Consider the following 17,246-nt stretch of genomic DNA (forward strand, 5'->3'; position numbering starts at 1 on the left):
CGTGCCGGGCGCCGTCGGACAGGCGGGACTTTCGATACACGCCCCAGGGCGTGTCTGACAACGCCGCGAGGTGCCGTGCCGGGCGCCGACCGCCCGGCGGGAATTGTCAGACACGTCCTGGGGAACCGACCACCCCCGGACCCCGGGGCACGGACCCCCCCCAGGTCCGTGCCCCGGCCGCACCGGGACCTCCCCACGCCCCACGAGCCGACCCCTCGCGCGACGACGCGGTCGGCTCGCCACCCACTCCCGAAAGCGACGTTGGAACCGTGGAGAATCCGAACACCACTTGCGCGCCGACGGCGCACGGGAACGGCGGGACGGTCCATTCCCTGCTCGACGAGGCGGTCGCGGACACCCCGGACGGGGAGTGCCTGCACGACGCCGCCGGCCAGGTGACGTACCGCCGGATGGCCGAACTCAGCCATGGCTTCGCCGCCTGGCTCACCGAACAGGGCGCGGTACGCGGTGACCGCCTGCTCGTGCAGCTCCCCAGCCGGCGCGAACTGGTGGCCATGGTCTACGGGGCCTCGCGCGCCGGTGTGATGCTGGTGCCGCTCAACCCCGCGATGAAGGAGTACCACCTCCGGTCCGTCATCGAGGACGCCGAACCGTCCCTGATCATCGGCGAGGGCGCCACCACCGAGGTGCTCGGCCGGGCCGCGAACCTCCCCGTGCACGACCTCGCGGCGATCTGGCCCCAGGTGGAGGAGGCCGCGGGGCGCCCGGCAGCCGCCCCCCTCGACATCGGCACCGACGACATCGCGTTCCTCGTCTACACCTCGGGCAGCACCGCCGCGCCCAAGGCCGTGGTGTGCCCGCACGCCCAGGTCACCTTCGCCTCCCGCGCCATCCAGCAGGTACTCGGGTACCGGCCGGACGACGTCGTCTTCTGCCGCTTCCCGATCTCCTGGGACTACGGCCTGTACAAGGTGCTGCTCACCTGTCTGGGACGCTCCCAGCTGGTCCTGGACGGCGGCGAGTCCGATCTCGTACTGCTGCGACGGATGCGCGAGACCGGCGCCACCGTGGTCCCCATCGTGCCGTCGCTGGCCACGATGATCGGCACCCTCGCCGCCCGCGACCCCCAGGACCCGCCGCCGGTACGGATGTTCACCAATACCGGTGCCGCGCTTCCCGACCACGCGGTCGACGCCCTGCGCGAGGCGTTCCCCGGCGTGCGGGTGGTCCGCCAGTTCGGACAGACCGAGTGCAAACGCGTCAGCATCATGCCGCCGGACCAGGAGAACGAGCGTCCGCGCTCGGTGGGCCTGCCGCTGCCCGGCACCACCGTCCTGATCCTGGACGCGCAGGGCAGGACCCTGCCGGCCGGGGAGACCGGCGAGATCGTCGCCGTGGGACCGCACGTCATGCCCGGCTACTGGCGCCGGCCCGAACTCTCGGCGCGCACCTTCCGCACCGACCCGGAGACCGGGGCGCTGCGGCTGCACACCGGCGACTACGGCCGGCTCGACGAGGACGGTTACCTCTATTTCGAGGGCCGTCGCGACGACATGTTCAAGCGCAAGGGCATCCGGATGAGCACGGTGGAGATCGAGGCCGCCGCCATGGACATCCCCGGCGTCCGCACCGCCACGGCGCTGCCGCCCACCGACACCCGCGACCTGGTCATCTTCGCCGAGACCGAACTGCCGCCCCACACCGTGCTGAAGGAACTGGCCCAGCGGCTGGAGTCGGCCAAGGTGCCCGCCCTGTGCCGGGTCCTGGACGAACTGCCGTTGAGCCTGCACGGGAAGAACGCCCGGCAGATACTGACCGAGATGATCGACGGGGAAGGACGATGAGCCGCTACCAGGCACTGGCCGAACGCTACGGCACACCTCTGTACGTGTACGACCTCGACGAGGTCGACGCGGCACGGCAGCAGCTGTTCGAGGCCCTGCCCGAGGAGTTCACCCTCTTCTACGCACTCAAGGCCAACCCCCACCCGGACCTGGTCCGGGCCCTGCGGGAGGGCGAAGGCCGTCACTGCCGGCCCGAGATCAGCTCCACCGGCGAGCTGGAGTCCGCCCTCGCGGCCGGATTCCGCGGCGAGGACTGCCTCTACACCGGCCCCGGCAAAACACCGGGCGAGCTGGACGAGGCGATCCGTCTGGGAGTCCGCGTCTTCTCCACCGACTCGGTCTCCGACGTCCGCCACGTGGCCGACGCCGCCCGGGCGCACGGCGCCACCGCCGACTGCCTGCTGCGCGTCAACAGCGCGACCGCCAGCGCCACCAGCAGCATCCGGATGACCGGCACCCCCTCCCAGTTCGGCTTCGACAGCGAGACGCTGGCCGGTGTCCTCCCCGAGCTGCGCACCATCGAGGGCGTCCGCATCACCGGGATGCACTTCTTCCCGCTGAGCAACGCCAAGGACGAGGAGAGCCTCCTCGGCGAGTTCCGGCACACCATCGAACTGGCCGCCCGCCTCCAGGACGAACTCGGACTTCCCCTGCGCTTCCTCGACATCGGCGGCGGATTCACCGTGCCGTACGCCGTTCCCGGCGTCCGGGGCGCGTACCCCAAGCTGCGCGGCGAGCTCGCCGCCGCACTGGACACCCACCTCCCGCGGTGGCGGACCGAGGGCCCCGAGATCGCCTGCGAATCGGGCCGCTACCTCGTCGGGGCGAGCGGCACCCTGGTCGCCTCCGTCAGCAACGTCAAGATCAGCCGGGGCCGCAAGTTCGTCATCCTCGACGCGGGCATCAACACCTTCGGCGGAATGTCGGGCCTCGGCCGGCTGCTGCCCGTCGCCGTCGGGACCGATGCGGGGGAGTGTGTCGAATCCGCCAGTCTGGTGGGCCCGTTGTGCACCCCCGGTGACATCCTCGGCCGGGAGATCGACCTCCCGGCACTGGCCCCGGGCGACCTGGTGACCATCCCCAACGCGGGCGCCTACGGGCCGACCGCCAGCCTCTTGATGTTCCTGGGCCGCCCGGCCCCCACCGAGGTGGTGGTGCGGGGCGACACGGTGCTGTCCGTCTCGCGGATCGAGCACAGCCGCAGCTACGCGGCCGTGGACCGGGCGACCGCGCACACCGCTGCGGGAGGGACCGCATGAGCTCCGGCCTGATGCACGGCGTCACGGACACCGTGAGCTCCGCGGGCGCCCGGCGCGGCACCGTGGTCGTCACGACCGTGGCCTCCGACTCGCACACCTGGAACCTCGTCTTCCTCCAGCTGCTCATCGAGGAGCTGGGCTACGAGGTGATCAACCTGGGCCCGTGCACCCCGGACCACGTCCTCGTGGACGCCTGCCGGGAGACGGCCCCCGACCTGGTGGTGATCAGCAGCGTCAACGGGCACGGCCACCAGGACGGTCTGCGCGTCATCGAGGCGTTGCGCGCCTGCGGTGAGCTGGCCTCGACCCCGGTGGTCATCGGCGGCAAGCTCGGCGTCGCCGGGCAGCAGAGCGAGGCGGCGATCGGCGCGCTGCTGTCCGCCGGGTTCGACGCCGTCTTCGACGACGCCTCCACCACCATGGCGGAGTTCACCCGCTTCGCCGGTGCGCTGCCCGTGGCCGACCGCGCCGTGGAGCGTACCGAGGTCGTGGCGTGAGACCGGGCGCGCACCCGCTCCGGCGGACGGCCGGGGGCGCGCGCCCGGTGGACTTCGGAGCCTTCGTCCGGGCGCGAAGCCGCACCGGCGACCTCGTGGTGCAGCCCCGCATGGGATTCAGCGACCCCGTCACCATGCGCGCGGGGCTGGCCGCCACCAGGGCCGCCGATGCGGCGACGGTCGGCACGATCACTCTCGACAGCTATACGAGGGTCGGAGAACTGGCGTCCGTGGAGAACGCGCTGCGAGCCGGCGCCGGTCTCAACGGCTACCCCATCGTCACCCACGACCGGTCCGTGACCGAGCAGGTCCTCGCGGGCATCAGGGACGAGACGTTCCCGGTCCAGGTCCGGCACGGATCGGCCGTTCCCGGGGACATCTTCGCCGCGCTGCGCACCACGCTGATCAACGCCACCGAGGGAGGCCCCGTCTCCTACTGTCTCCCCTACGGACGTACTCCGCTGGACGAGTCGGTACGCAACTGGGTCCGCTGCACCGAGGATTTCGCGCAGTTGCGGGAATCGGGAGTGGAACCGCATCTGGAGACGTTCGGCGGCTGCATGCTCGGGCAATTGTGCCCACCGAGCCAACTGGTGGCGATGAGCGTGCTCGAAGCGCTCTTCTTCTGCCAGCACGGCATACGCAGTGTGTCGCTCAGCTATGCCCAGCAGACCCACCCGGGACAGGACCGGGAGGCGGTGGCGGCTCTGCGGCGGCTCTGCGGCGAACTGCTTCCGACGACCAATTGGCACGTGGTCATCTACGCCTACATGGGCGTGTACCCGACCACGGACGAGGGCGCCTATCTACTGCTCGACGAGGCGACGCGGCTCGCCGTCGCCTCCGGCTCGGAGCGGCTCATCGTGAAGACGGTGGCGGAGTCACGCCGGATCCCCACCGTCGCCGAGAACGTCGCCGCCCTGGAGGCGGCGGCCCGGACCGCGCGGACAACGGCGCCCGGCGGCCCGCCCTCCACCGAGTCCGACTCACAGACGTACCTGGAGGCCAGAGCCCTGATCGAGGGCGTGCTCGAACTGTCCCAGGACGTCGGGCACGCCTTCGAACTCGCCTTCCGGCAGGGGGCCCTGGACATCCCCTACTGCCTGCACCCGGACAACCACGGCCGGGCCCGCAGCTACATCGACGGGGACGGCAGGCTGCGGTGGGCGGGCATCGGAAGGCTGCCGCTGGCCGGGCTCGTCGGCCCGGCCCGCTCCCGCGACGTGACCTCGTCGGGGCTGATCGCCGACCTCTCCTACGTACAACGGGCGTTCGACAGAAGAGCGGTGGAATCCCCTGGCATCCGGGGCCGCGGCCGCGCGGATGTCGCGCTGCCGGATTCCAGTTTCTCTTAGGGGGGCTCTAGGGGCTGTGCGCGGCCCCGCGCCTTCATAGCGTGATCCGCATTGGTGCGGTTCCTTGGTGAATTCCGTCCGGCGACGGGCGACAATTGTGTGGAGTGCAGATGACTGAGTCGGGAAACTTCGTCTCTGGCACCGACGGTGTGCCGGACGGGGGCACAGAGCGGCAGGCCGCACTCGTGCGTGAGCTGGAATCCCTCCCCACCTCGGAGCAGACCCGGGTGCTGCTGGACCTGGTGCGCGAGAACACCGCGGCCGTCCTGCGGCAGACCCGGCCGGACACCACGCAGACCGTGGACCGGGAGCGCGCCTTCCGCGAGCTGGGGCTCGACTCCGTGGCCCTGGTGGCCCTGCACGCGCGGCTGATCGCGGCCACCGGGCTCGCACTGCCCCCTACCGTCGTCTTCGACCACCCCTCACCGGCCGCCCTCGCCGCCCATCTGCGCACCGAGGCCCTGGGGTTGCCCGACCTGCCCGACCCGGTCCTCGCGCCGGGCCACGCCACCGATGATCCGATCGCCGTCGTCGGCATCGGCTGCCGCTACCCCGGTGACGTGTCGTCGCCCGAGGACCTGTGGCGCCTGGTCGCCGAAGGCACCCACATCCGCGACGACTTCCCCGCCGACCGGGGCTGGGACCTCGACCGTCTCTTCGACGACGACCCCACGACCCCCGGCACCACCTACGCCCGGCACGGCGGATTCCTCTCCGGAGCCGCCGAGTTCGACGCCGAGTTCTTCTCCATCAGCCCCCGCGAAGCCCTCGCCATGGACCCGCAGCAGCGTCTCGTGCTGGAGACCGTGTGGGAGGCCGTGGAACGGGCCGGGATCGACGCGCGGACCCTGCGCTCCAGCCGGACCGGCGTCTTCGTCGCGGCGGAGCCCCAGGAGTACGCGATGCGCCTGCACGAGGCGCCGGACGGTCTGGACGGATATCTGCTCAGCGGCAACGCACCCAGCGTGGTGTCCGGCCGGGTCGCCTACACGCTCGGTCTGGAAGGGCCCGCGGTGACCGTCGACACCGCCTGCTCCGGTTCGCTGGTCGGCCTCCACCTCGCCGTCCAGTCGCTGCGGCGCGGCGAGTGCTCCCTCGCCCTGGCCGGCGGGGTCGCCGTCATGGGGAGCCCCGGCGTGTTCACCGCGTTCAGCAGGCAGCGCGGTCTCGCGGCCGACGGCACGGTCAAGGCGTTCGCCGCCGCGGCGGACGGCACCGCGTTCGCCGAAGGCGCCGGTGTGTTCGTCCTGGAACGCCTCTCCGACGCACGGGCCAACAACCACCCGGTCTTCGCCGTCGTACGCGGTACGGCCATCAACCAGGACGGCGCGTCCAACGGCCTGACCGCACCGAGCGGCCGGGCCCAGCGCCAGGTCATCCGCCAGGCGCTCGCGGACGCCGGACTCACCGCCGGTGAGGTCGACGCCGTCGAGGCGCACGGCACCGGCACGACGCTCGGCGACCCCATCGAGGCCCAGGCGCTGCTCGCCACCTACGGGCAGGGACGCACCGCGGGGCCGGCCTGGCTCGGTTCGGTGAAGTCCAACATCGGGCACACCCAGGCGGCGGCGGGCTCGGCCGGGCTGATCAAGATGATCATGGCTATGCGCCATCGTCTGCTGCCCGCGACGCTGCACGTGGACGCGCCCTCACCCAACGTCGACTGGTCGGCGGGAGAGGTCCGGCTGCTGACCGAACCCGTGCCATGGGAACCGGGCGAGCGCCCCCGCCGGGCCGCCGTCTCCTCCTTCGGCGTCAGCGGCACCAACGCACACATCGTCGTGGAGGAACCGCCGGCCCAGGACGCAGGGAGCGAAGGCGAAGGCTCCGGCGTCCCGGACGAGGACGGCAGGCCGCTGCCGTCGGTGCTCTCGGCGAAGAGCGAGGCCGCTCTGCGCGACCAGGCGAGACGCCTGCTGACGCACATCGACAACACCCCGGGCGCCCGGCCGCTCGACCTCGCCCACTCCCTCGCGACCACCCGTTCCGCACTGCCCCACCGTGCCGTGGTGCTCGCCGGGGACCGCGCGGGGCTCCTCGACGGACTGCGCGCCGTGGCGGACGGCCGCGACACCCCCGACGTGTTCACCTCGGTCTCCGCGAGCGGCGGCACCGCGTTCCTCTTCACGGGTCAGGGCAGCCAGCGCCTGGCCATGGGACGTCGTCTGTACGACGCCTACCCCGTCTACGCCAAGGCCCTCGACAACGCCATCGGCTATCTCGACCTCCAGCTCGACCAGTCCCTGTGGGACGTCCTGTTCGCCGACGAGGACACCCCCGAGGCGGCCCTGCTGGACCACACCGCGTACGCCCAGGCCGCGCTCTTCGCCGTCGAGGTCGCTCTGTTCAGGCTCCTGGAGTCCTGGGGCGTCCGGCCCGACTACGTGGCCGGGCACTCCGTCGGTGAGCTGACCGCCGCCCATGTCGCCGGAGTGCTCTCGCTCGACGACGCCGCCACTCTCGTCGCCGCACGCGGCCGGCTGATGCAGGCACTGCCCGAGGGCGGCGCCATGATCGCCGTGGAGGCCGCCGAAGAGACGGTGGAGCCGCTTCTCACGGACTGCCGCGACACCGTCAGCATCGCCGCGGTCAACGGACCCCGCTCGGTCGTCCTGTCCGGTGACGAGGACACCGTCACCGCCCTCGCCGCCCGGCTGGAGGCCGACGGCCACCGCACCAAGCGGCTCCGGGTCAGCCACGCGTTCCACTCCCCGCTCATGGCACCGATGCTCGAAGAGTTCCGGCAGGTCGCCCGGATCCTCACCTACCGCGCGCCGAAGCTCCCCGTCGTCTCCGCCCTCACCGGCCGGCTCGCCACCGCCGGTGAACTCACCGACCCCGAGCACTGGGTGCGGCACATCTGCGCGCCCGTACGCTTCCACGACGCCGTCGCCTCGCTCACCGAACGGGACGTCGCCACCTTCCTCGAACTCGGGCCCGACCCGGTGCTCTGCGCCATGGGCCGTGCCGGCGCCGACCCGTCCGCCGTCTTCGCCCCTCTGCTGCGACGCGGACACGACGAACCTCGCCAGGTGCTCGGCGCCCTGGCCGTCGCCCACACGCGTGGCACCCGCGTCGACTGGCACGCCTTCTTCTCCGGGACCGGCGCCCACCGCGTCGACCTGCCCACCTACGCCTTCCAGCGCGAGCGGTACTGGCTGAGCGCCCCCGGCGCCGCCCAGGACGCGACCGCCCTCGGCCAGATGGCCGCCGACCACCCCCTTCTGGGCGCGGTGGTGGGGCTCGCGGACACCGGCGGCGCCGTCCTCACCGGACGGGTCTCCCTGCGCTCGCATCCGTGGCTCGCCGACCACGTGATCGACGGCCACGTCCTGCTGCCCGGCACCGCGTTCGTCGATCTCGCGGTCCGGGCCGGTGAACGGACCGGCTGCGAACACCTCGACGAGCTCGTCATGGCGGCCCCCCTGACCCTGCCCGCCACGGGCGGCGTCGCCCTCCAGATCGTCGTCGACGCCCCCGACCCCGCCGGCCTTCGCGCCATCACCTTCTACTCCCGCGACGAGGACGCCCCCGCCGACGCCCCGTGGATCCGTCACGCCACCGGCCGACTCGCCCCTCACGGCCCCGCCGGGCAGCGGGCCGAGAACTTCGCGGCGGGCACCTGGCCGCCCCCCGGCGCCGAGCCCATCGACATCACCGGCCTCTACGGAGACCTGGCCGCGCAGGGGTACGGGTACGGTCCCGCCTTCCACGGACTGAGAGCCGTCTGGAGGACCGGAGAGGGCGAGGTGTGCGCGGAGGTCCGGCTGCCCGACACGGCCGGGGACCCCGCCTCCGCCTACGGACTCCACCCCGCGCTCCTCGACGCGGTCCTGCACGCCACCGACTTCGCCACGGCGGCAGCCACCGACACCCCGGACAACCGCGTCCTGCTGCCCTTCGCCTGGACCGGAGTCACCCTGCACGCCGCCGGTGCCACCGCGTTGCGGGCCCGCGTCACCGCCACCGGCACCGACGAGGTCGCCATCGAACTGGCCGATGCCACCGGCGCCCCGGTGGCCTCCGTCGACTCCTTCCTCGTCAGGCCCGTCGCCGCCGGCCAACTGGCCGCCACCGCCCACCCCGACGCGCTCCACCACATCCGGTGGACCCCGCTGCCGGCCCCCGCCGCCACCGGGCCGGACCCCGACGCCCGCCTCCATGTCTGCCCGGAACCCACGGGGCCCGACATCGCGGCCGACGTCCGTACCGTCCTCGGCGCCACACTGACGGCCGTACGGGGCTGGCTTGCCGACGAGACATCAGCCACCGCCCGGCTGACCGTCCTCACCAGGGGCGCGGTCGCCGCCGCCGAGGGGGAGCCGGCCGCACTCGCCCAGGCGCCCGTCTGGGGCCTGGTGCGCTCGGCCCAGGCCGAACACCCCGGCCGCTTCCTCCTGCTCGACACCGACGGCTCCCTCGGCACGGACGAACTGCTGCGCCTCACGGCCGGCACCGACGAGCCAGAAATCGCTCTGCGCGAGGGTCAGTTGTATGTCCCGCGGCTGACCCGCACCACACAGGCACCGGACCCCGCCGCCCCCTGGCGCACCGACGGCACCGTCCTGATCACCGGCGGCACCGGCGGTGTCGGTGCCACGGTCGCCCGGCACCTGGTCGCCGCGCACGGCGTACGCGGACTGCTGCTCACCGGCCGCCGGGGCGCGGACGCGCCGGGCGCCGAGGAGCTCCGGGCCGAGCTGACCGCGCTGGGCGCCGAGGTCGTGATCGCCGCCTGTGACGCCGCCGACCGTGACGCGATGGCCGGCGCCCTGGCCGCCGTACCGGAAGGGCTGCCGCTGAGTGCCGTGGTGCATGCGGCGGGGGTGCTGGACGACGCCCTGGTCGACTCCCTCGACGACGCCCGCCTGGACACCGTCCTGCGGCCCAAGGCCGACGGTGCCTGGAACCTGCACGAACTCACCCGCGACAGCGACCTGTCGGCGTTCGTCCTGTTCTCCTCCACCGCCACGGTCCTGGACGGCGCAGGCCAGGGCAACTACGCCGCCGCCAATGTCTTTCTCGACGCGCTCGCCACCCACCGCGCCGCCCTCGGTCTTCCCGCGACCTCGCTCGCCTGGGGGCTGTGGACCGGCACCGGCGGCATGGGCGGAAGCCTCGACGAAGCCGCGCTGCGGCGCATCGAACGCCTCGGCCTCCAGCCGCTGTCCGTCGCGGAGAACCTCGCGCTGCTCGACCGTGCGACCACCACCGCGGACCACCCGGCCGTCCTGCCCGTACGGCTGAACCTGCGCACGCTCAACGCCCGCGGCGGTGACGTCCCGGCCCTTCTTCGCGCCCTGGTCCGTGCGCCGCGCCGCGTCGTCGGAGGCGGCGGGGTCAGCGTCGAGCAGTCCCTCGCGCGCGGCCTGGCCGGTCTGACCCGCGCGCAGCGCGGCGAGGCCCTCCTCGACCTGGTCCGCACCCAGGTGGCCGCGGTCCTCGGACACGACGGACCCGATCGTGTCGTCACCACGCGGGCCTTCAACGAGATGGGCTTCGACTCCCTGGCGGCCGTCGAACTCCGCAACCGCCTCGGCTCCGCCACGGGTCTGCCCCTGACGGCCACTCTCGTCTTCGACTACCCCTCGCCCGGTTCTCTCGCCGACCACCTGGCCTCCCGGCTCGGCGGCGACGCGGAACGGCAGGCCGGCCTGCCCGCCCGGGCCGCCGCCACCGTCTCCGACGACGACCCGATCGCCATCGTCTCCATGGCCTGCCGCTACCCCGGCGGAGTGACCTCGCCCGAGGAGCTGTGGCAGCTCGTGGCGGAGGGGCGCGACGTCGTCTCGGCGTTCCCCGCCGACCGCGGCTGGGCCACCGACATCCACGACAGCGTGCCCGGCACACCCGGCAAGAGCCTCACCGACCAGGGCGGATTCCTCTACGGGGCGGCGGACTTCGACGCCGAGTTCTTCGGCATCAGCCCTCGCGAGGCGCAGGCCATGGACCCCCAGCAGCGACTGCTGCTGGAGATCGCCTGGGAGACCGTCGAACGCGCGGGCATCGACCCGCACGCCCTGCGCGGCAGCGACACCGGCGTCTTCGCCGGCGTGATGTACCACGACTGGGGACTCCGGCTCGGTCCGCTGCCGGAGCAGGTGGCCGGCTACCACGGCAACGGAAGCCTCGCCAGCGTGGTGTCCGGACGGGTCGCCTACACGCTGGGCATCGAAGGCCCGGCGGTCACCGTCGACACCGCCTGCTCGTCCTCCCTCGTCGCCCTCCACTGGGCCGCCCAGGCCCTGCGCCGCGGCGACTGCAGCCTCGCCCTCGCGGGCGGTGTCACCGTCATGTCCACCCCCGACACCTTCGTCGACATGAGCCGGCAGCGCGGCCTGGCCGCGGACGGGCGGTGCAAGTCGTTCGGCAGCGGCGCCGACGGCACCGGCTGGGGCGAGGGCGTCGGCATGCTCCTGCTGGAGCGGCTCTCCGACGCCGAGCGCAACGGTCACCAGGTCCTCGGTATCGTCCGCGGCTCGGCCGTGAACTCCGACGGAGCCTCCAACGGCCTCACCGCACCCAATGGTCCGGCCCAACAGCGCGTCATACGGCGTGCGTTGAGCGTCGCCGGGCTGACCCCGGCCGACGTCGACGCCGTCGAGGGCCATGGCACCGGCACCGTCCTCGGCGACCCGATCGAGGCCCAGGCGCTGCTGGAGACCTACGGCCAGGAGCGCCCGTCCGACGGCAGCCCCCTGCTGCTCGGCTCCATCAAGTCCAACATGGGCCACACCCAGGCGGCGGCCGGTGTGGCGGGCATCATCAAGATGGTGCAGGCCATGCGCCACGGCACCCTGCCCGCGACCCTCCACGCCGACGAGCCGTCACCTCAGGTGGACTGGGATTCCGGCGCCGTCGCCCTGCTGACCGGGGCCACCGCCTGGCCCGCGCACGACCGTCCGCGTCGCGCCGGGGTGTCGTCCTTCGGCATCAGCGGCACCAACGCCCACGTGATCATCGAGGAGCCGCCCGCCGCCACCGCCACGCCGGACGAGTCCGAGCCGGCCGCGCCCACCCCCGGACTGATCACCTGGCCGCTCTCGGCAAGGACCCCGGACGCGCTGAACGCCCAGGCGACGCGCCTGCTCGACCACCTCGCGTCCGTCCCCGACGACGCCCTCGCCGCGACGGGCCACGCCCTCGCGACGACCCGCGCCGCCCTGGACCACCGGGCCGTGGCGCTCGGCGCCGACCGCGGCGAACTCGCCGCCTCGCTCCAGGCGCTGGCCTCCGGAACCGGACCGGTGCGGGACACGGTCAGCGAGGGCAAGGTGGCGTTCCTGTTCACGGGTCAGGGTGCGCAGCGCCTGGGGATGGGCCGGGAGCTGTACGAGTCCTACCCGGTGTTCGCGGCGGCGTTCGACGCCGTCGTGGCGGAACTGGACGCCCGGCTGGGGCGTCCGCTCCGCGAGGTGGTGTGGGGTGAGGATGCGGGTCTGCTGAACGGGACGATGTTCGCGCAGGCCGCTCTGTTCGCGGTCGAGACCTCGCTGTTCCGGCTGCTGGAGTCCTGGGGCGTCCGTCCGGACTTCCTGGTGGGCCATTCGGTCGGTGAGATCGCTGCCGCGCATGTGGCGGGGGTGTTGTCTCTCGGGGATGCGGCGGAACTCGTCGTCGCGCGTGGTCGGTTGATGCAGGCGTTGCCGGCTGGTGGGTCGATGGTGGCGGTGGAGGCTTCGGAGGCGGAGGTCCTTCCGCTGCTGAACGCCCAAGTGGGCGTCGCGGCGGTGAACGGGCCGCGTTCCGTCGTCGTCTCGGGCACCGAGGCGGCGGTTCGCGAGCTCGTGGCGACGTTCACGGAACAGGGCCGCAGGGCGACCACGCTGCGGGTCTCGCACGCCTTCCACTCGCCGCTGATGGAGCCGATGCTGGCCGAGTTCGGCGCCGTGGTGGCCGGGCTGTCGACCGGGGCCGCGTCGATTCCCGTGGTGTCGGCCGTGTCCGGGGACCTGACGCAGGAATGGGGCGCGGCGGACTACTGGGTGCGGCACGTCCGTGAAGCGGTGCGCTTCGCGGACGCGATCCGGTTCCTGGAGGACCGCGGCGTCACCTCGTACATCGAGATCGGCCCGGACGCCGTGCTCAGCGGGATGGCTCAGGACTGCGTCCAGGACACGGACGGGACGGCCTTCATCCCCTCGCTGCGACGAAACCGGCCCGAGGCCCGCGAAGTCCTGACCGCCGCCGGCAGAGCCCACACGCGCGGGCTCACCGTCGACCGGAACACCTTCTTCGGCCCCCGCGGCACCGGTCCGAGCCCGGACCTGCCCACGTACGCCTTCCAGCACCAGCGCTACTGGCTCGACCTGACCGCCGCCCCGGGCGACCTCGACGCGGCCGGTCTGGAAGCGGTCACCCACCCCCTGCTGAGCGCCGCGGTGGCGACGCCGGACGACGGAGGCGTCGTCCTCACCGGGCGGCTCGCCACCGGCACCCAACCGTGGCTCGCGGACCACGGCGTGCTGGGCAGCGTGCTGCTGCCGGGCACCGGTTTCGTCGAACTGGCGATCCGGGCGGGCGACCACGTCGGCTGCGGGCGTATCGAGGAACTGCTCCTCGAAGCCCCGCTGACACTGCCGGCCCGGGGCGGCGTCGCCCTGCGTGTCGTCGTCGGCGCCCCGGACCCCTCCGGGGCCCGCACGGTCGGCATCCACTCGCGCGCTTCCTCGGACCCCGACGCCCCATGGACCCGGCATGCCCACGGCACCCTGACCCGCGAAGCGCCCGAAGCCGCCTTCGACCTCACCCAGTGGCCGCCGGCCGGCGCCACCCCGGTCGACGTCGACTCCGCCTACGAGCGGCTGAGCGAGCGCGGCTACGCCTACGGCCCCGCCTTCCAGGGCCTGCGCGCGGCGTGGCGGCGCGGCGACGACGTGTTCGGCGAGGTCGCCCTCGACGGCCCCGCCCGCGACGAGGCGGTGGACTTCGGCCTGCACCCTGCCCTCCTCGACGCGGCCATGCACGCCGACCTGCTGACGGACCCGTCCGACGACGCGGCCACCCTGCTGCCCTTCTCCTGGAACGGTGTCACCCTGCACGCCGCCGGGACCTCCTCGCTGCGCGTCCACATCCGGCGGATACGCGGCGACGAGGTGTCCGCCATCATGGTCGCCGACGAGAGCGGCGCACCGGTGGCCACGGTCGAGTCGCTCGTCTCCCGCCCCGTCTCGGCGGAGCAACTGGCGGCAGCCTCCGGGGCGCCGTCCGCGGCACTCCACCGGATCGTCTGGCAGCAGGCGGAGCCGGTCACCGAGGAACCCGGCCGCACCGCCGCGTACACCGTCCTGCACTGCCCGGCAGCGCCCGACGGCCAGGACGTCCCGGACGCCGTGCGCACCCACACCCGCCATGTGCTCGGTGAGATACGCGACCGGCTCGCCGACCCCGAAGCGGGCACCGCACCCCTCGTCGTCGTCACCCGGCGCGCCGTGCCCGTGCGCCCCGGCGAGGACGTGGACCCGGCCCAGGCCCCGGTATGGGGACTGGTCCGCGCCGCGCAGGCCGAGAACCCCGGCCGGTTCCACCTCCTCGACGTCGAGGACGAGTCCGGCGCGACGGAGGCCGTCCTCGCCGCCGTGATCGCGTCCGGCGAGCCCGAATCCGCCCTGCGCGGCGGCGAGTCGTGGATACCGCGGCTGCAACGCGCCACGGGTCCGGAGACCGCACGGCCCGCCCCGTGGGACACCGGGGGCACGGTGCTGATCACCGGAGGCACCAGCGGCCTCGGCGCACTCGTCGCGCGCCATCTCGTCACCGAGCACGGCGTGCGCCACCTCCTCCTGGCCGGCCGGCGGGGCACGGACACACCCGGTGCCGAGGCACTGGCCACCGAACTGACGGACCTCGGCGCCCAGGTCCGGATCGCCGCCTGCGACGTGGCCGACCGCGAGGCCCTGGCCGCCCTGCTCGCCGGGATCGACGCCGGACACCCGCTGCGTGGTGTCGTCCACGCTGCGGCGGTCGCCGACGGCGGCCTGATCGGCAGCCTCACCCCGGAACGGTTGGAGGCCGTCCTCCGCCCCAAGGCCGAGGGAGCCTGGCACCTCCACGAACTGACCAGGGACACCGACCTCACCGCGTTCGTCATGTTCTCCTCGGCCGGCGGCCTCGTCCTCGCCGCCGGACAGGCCGACTACGCGGCGGCCAACGTCTTCCTGGACGCGGTCGCCACCCACCGCCGGGCGGCCGGGCTCCCCGCGACGTCGATCGCCTTCGGTATGTGGGACGTCAGCACCGGGCTCGGCGGCGACCTCACCGAAGCCGACCTGGACCGGATGCGCCGCCTCGGCCTGCCGGCCCTCGACGCCGGCCGGGGCCTGGAGCTCTTCGACGCCGCCCTCGTCACCGAGGACCCCGTCGTCGTCCCCCTCACCATCGACGCGTCCGCGCTCGCCGCCCGCAGCGACGAGGTGCCCGCACTGCTGCGGGGCCGCCGCCGCGCTCCCGCCCGCCGCACCGTACGGGCGGCGGCCACCGCGGCCTCCTCCTTGGACCGCCGCCTGGCCGGTGCGACGACCCCGGACGACCGGGCCCGCATCCTGCTCGACACGGTCCGCACCCAGGTGGCCTCCGTCCTCGGCCAGCCCTCCGCCGAGGCGGTCGGACCCGACACCGCCTTCCGCGACCAGGGGTTCGACTCCCTCGCCGCAGTGGAGCTGCGCAACCTGCTGGCCGGTTCCACCGGGCTGCGACTGCCGGCGACGCTCGTCTTCGACTACCCCAACTCCCGTGCGGTGGCCGGGTACCTCGACACCCTGATCACCGGCACGGCCACCACGACGGCTCCCGCCGCCGCCCCACGCACGGCGCTGGACGACGACCCGATCGCGGTGGTGGCGATCAGCTGCCGCTTCCCCGGAGGCGTACGCTCCCCGGAGGGCCTGTGGGACCTCGTCGCCGACGGCGTCGACGCCATCGGCGACTTCCCCGCCGACCGAGGCTGGGACGCCGACGCCCTCTACGACCCCGAGCCCGGTCTGCCCGGCCGCACCTATGTGCGCGAAGGCGGATTCCTCTACGACGCAGCGGAGTTCGACCCCGAGTTCTTCGGCATCATGCCCCGCGAGGCCCTCGCGATGGACCCGCAGCAGCGGCTGCTGCTCCAGTCGGCCTGGGAGACCTTCGAGCGCGCCGGCATCGATCCGGAGACGCTGCGCGGCAGCCAGACCGGCGTGTACGCCGGCGTGATGTACCACGAGTACGGCAGCCGGGTCACCGACGTCCCCGACGACCTGGCCGGATACCTCGGCAACGGCAGCGCGGGCAGTATCGCCTCCGGTCGCGTCGCCTACGCACTGGGCCTCGAAGGGCCCGCCGTCACGGTCGACACCGCATGCTCCTCCTCCCTGGTCAGCCTCCACATGGCCTGCCAGGCGCTGCGGACCGGCGAGATCGACCTCGCTCTGGCGGGTGGTGTCACCGTCATGCCGACCCCGGAGATCTTCGTCGACTTCAGCCGCCAGCGCGGCCTCGCCCCCGACGGACGCTCCAAGGCGTTCGCGGGCGCGGCGGACGGCACGAGCTGGGCCGAAGGCGTCGGCCTCCTGCTGGTGGAGCGCCTCTCGGACGCTCGGCGCAACGGGCACCCGGTGCTCGCCCTGGTCCGAGGCAGCGCCATCAACCAGGACGGCGCCTCCAACGGACTGACCGCACCCAACGGCCCCTCCCAGCAACGGGTCATCCGCAAGGCCTTGTCGGCGGCGGGCCTCGCCCCCTCCGACGTGGACGCCGTGGAGGGACACGGGACCGGCACCCGGCTGGGCGACCCGATCGAGGCACAGGCCCTGCTGGCCACGTACGGCCAGGACCGCCCTGCCGACCGCCCGCTCTGGCTCGGCTCCGTCAAGTCGAACATCGGACACGCCCAGGCCGCCGCCGGTGTCAGTGGAGTCATCAAGATGGTGATGGCCCTGCGCAACGGGCTGCTTCCTCGCACCCTGCACGTCGACGAGCCGTCACCGCAGGTGGACTGGGAGGCCGGCAGCGTACGGCTGCTGACCGAGCCGGTCGCCTGGGAGGCGAACGACCGGCCCCGACGCGCAGGAATCTCCTCCTTCGGGCTGAGCGGTACCAATGCGCACGTGATCATCGAGGAGGCGCCGGCGGTCGGGGAGGGTGATGCGGACGGTGTTGTGGGTGTCCCGTTGCCTGTTGTGCCGTTGGTGTTGTCCGCGCGCAGTGGTGTGGCGTTGAGGGAGCAGGCGGGTCGTCTGCTGGGCCATGTGGAGGCGCATGGGGACGAGTCGTTGGTGGATGTGGGTTTCTCGTTGGCGGCGACGCGTGGGGTGTTGGAGCACCGTGGGGTGGTGCTGGCCGGGGATCGTGGGG

Annotated in this window: 5 protein-coding genes; all 5 read left to right on the forward strand. The window is 73.3% G+C overall.

Going from position 1 to position 17,246, the window contains the following annotated elements:
- Positions 1 to 269 precede the first annotated feature (269 nt).
- A complete protein-coding gene (locus ACFZAX_RS32420) occupies positions 270 to 1,805 on the forward strand; it encodes an AMP-binding protein (protein WP_390966079.1) in 1,536 nt (511 codons plus the stop codon).
- Entirely contained in the window at positions 1,802 to 3,064 is a 1,263-nt protein-coding gene (locus tag ACFZAX_RS32425) for a type III PLP-dependent enzyme (protein WP_390966081.1), read from the forward strand. The genes ACFZAX_RS32420 and ACFZAX_RS32425 overlap by 4 nt, the downstream gene beginning before the upstream one ends.
- On the forward strand, positions 3,061 to 3,561 hold the full coding sequence (locus tag ACFZAX_RS32430) for a cobalamin-dependent protein (RefSeq protein ID WP_390966083.1): 501 nt from the start codon (positions 3,061 to 3,063) through the stop codon (positions 3,559 to 3,561). The genes ACFZAX_RS32425 and ACFZAX_RS32430 overlap by 4 nt, the downstream gene beginning before the upstream one ends.
- A complete protein-coding gene (locus tag ACFZAX_RS32435; RefSeq protein WP_390966084.1) occupies positions 3,558 to 4,916 on the forward strand; it encodes a methylaspartate mutase in 1,359 nt (452 codons plus the stop codon). The genes ACFZAX_RS32430 and ACFZAX_RS32435 overlap by 4 nt, the downstream gene beginning before the upstream one ends.
- 110 nt (positions 4,917 to 5,026) lie before the next feature.
- The coding region (locus ACFZAX_RS32440; RefSeq protein ID WP_390966086.1) for an SDR family NAD(P)-dependent oxidoreductase at positions 5,027 to 17,246 on the forward strand (12,220 nt) is incomplete at its 3' end.

The organism is Streptomyces sp. NPDC008125, from assembly GCF_042957125.1.
Taxonomy (GTDB): domain Bacteria; phylum Actinomycetota; class Actinomycetes; order Streptomycetales; family Streptomycetaceae; genus Streptomyces.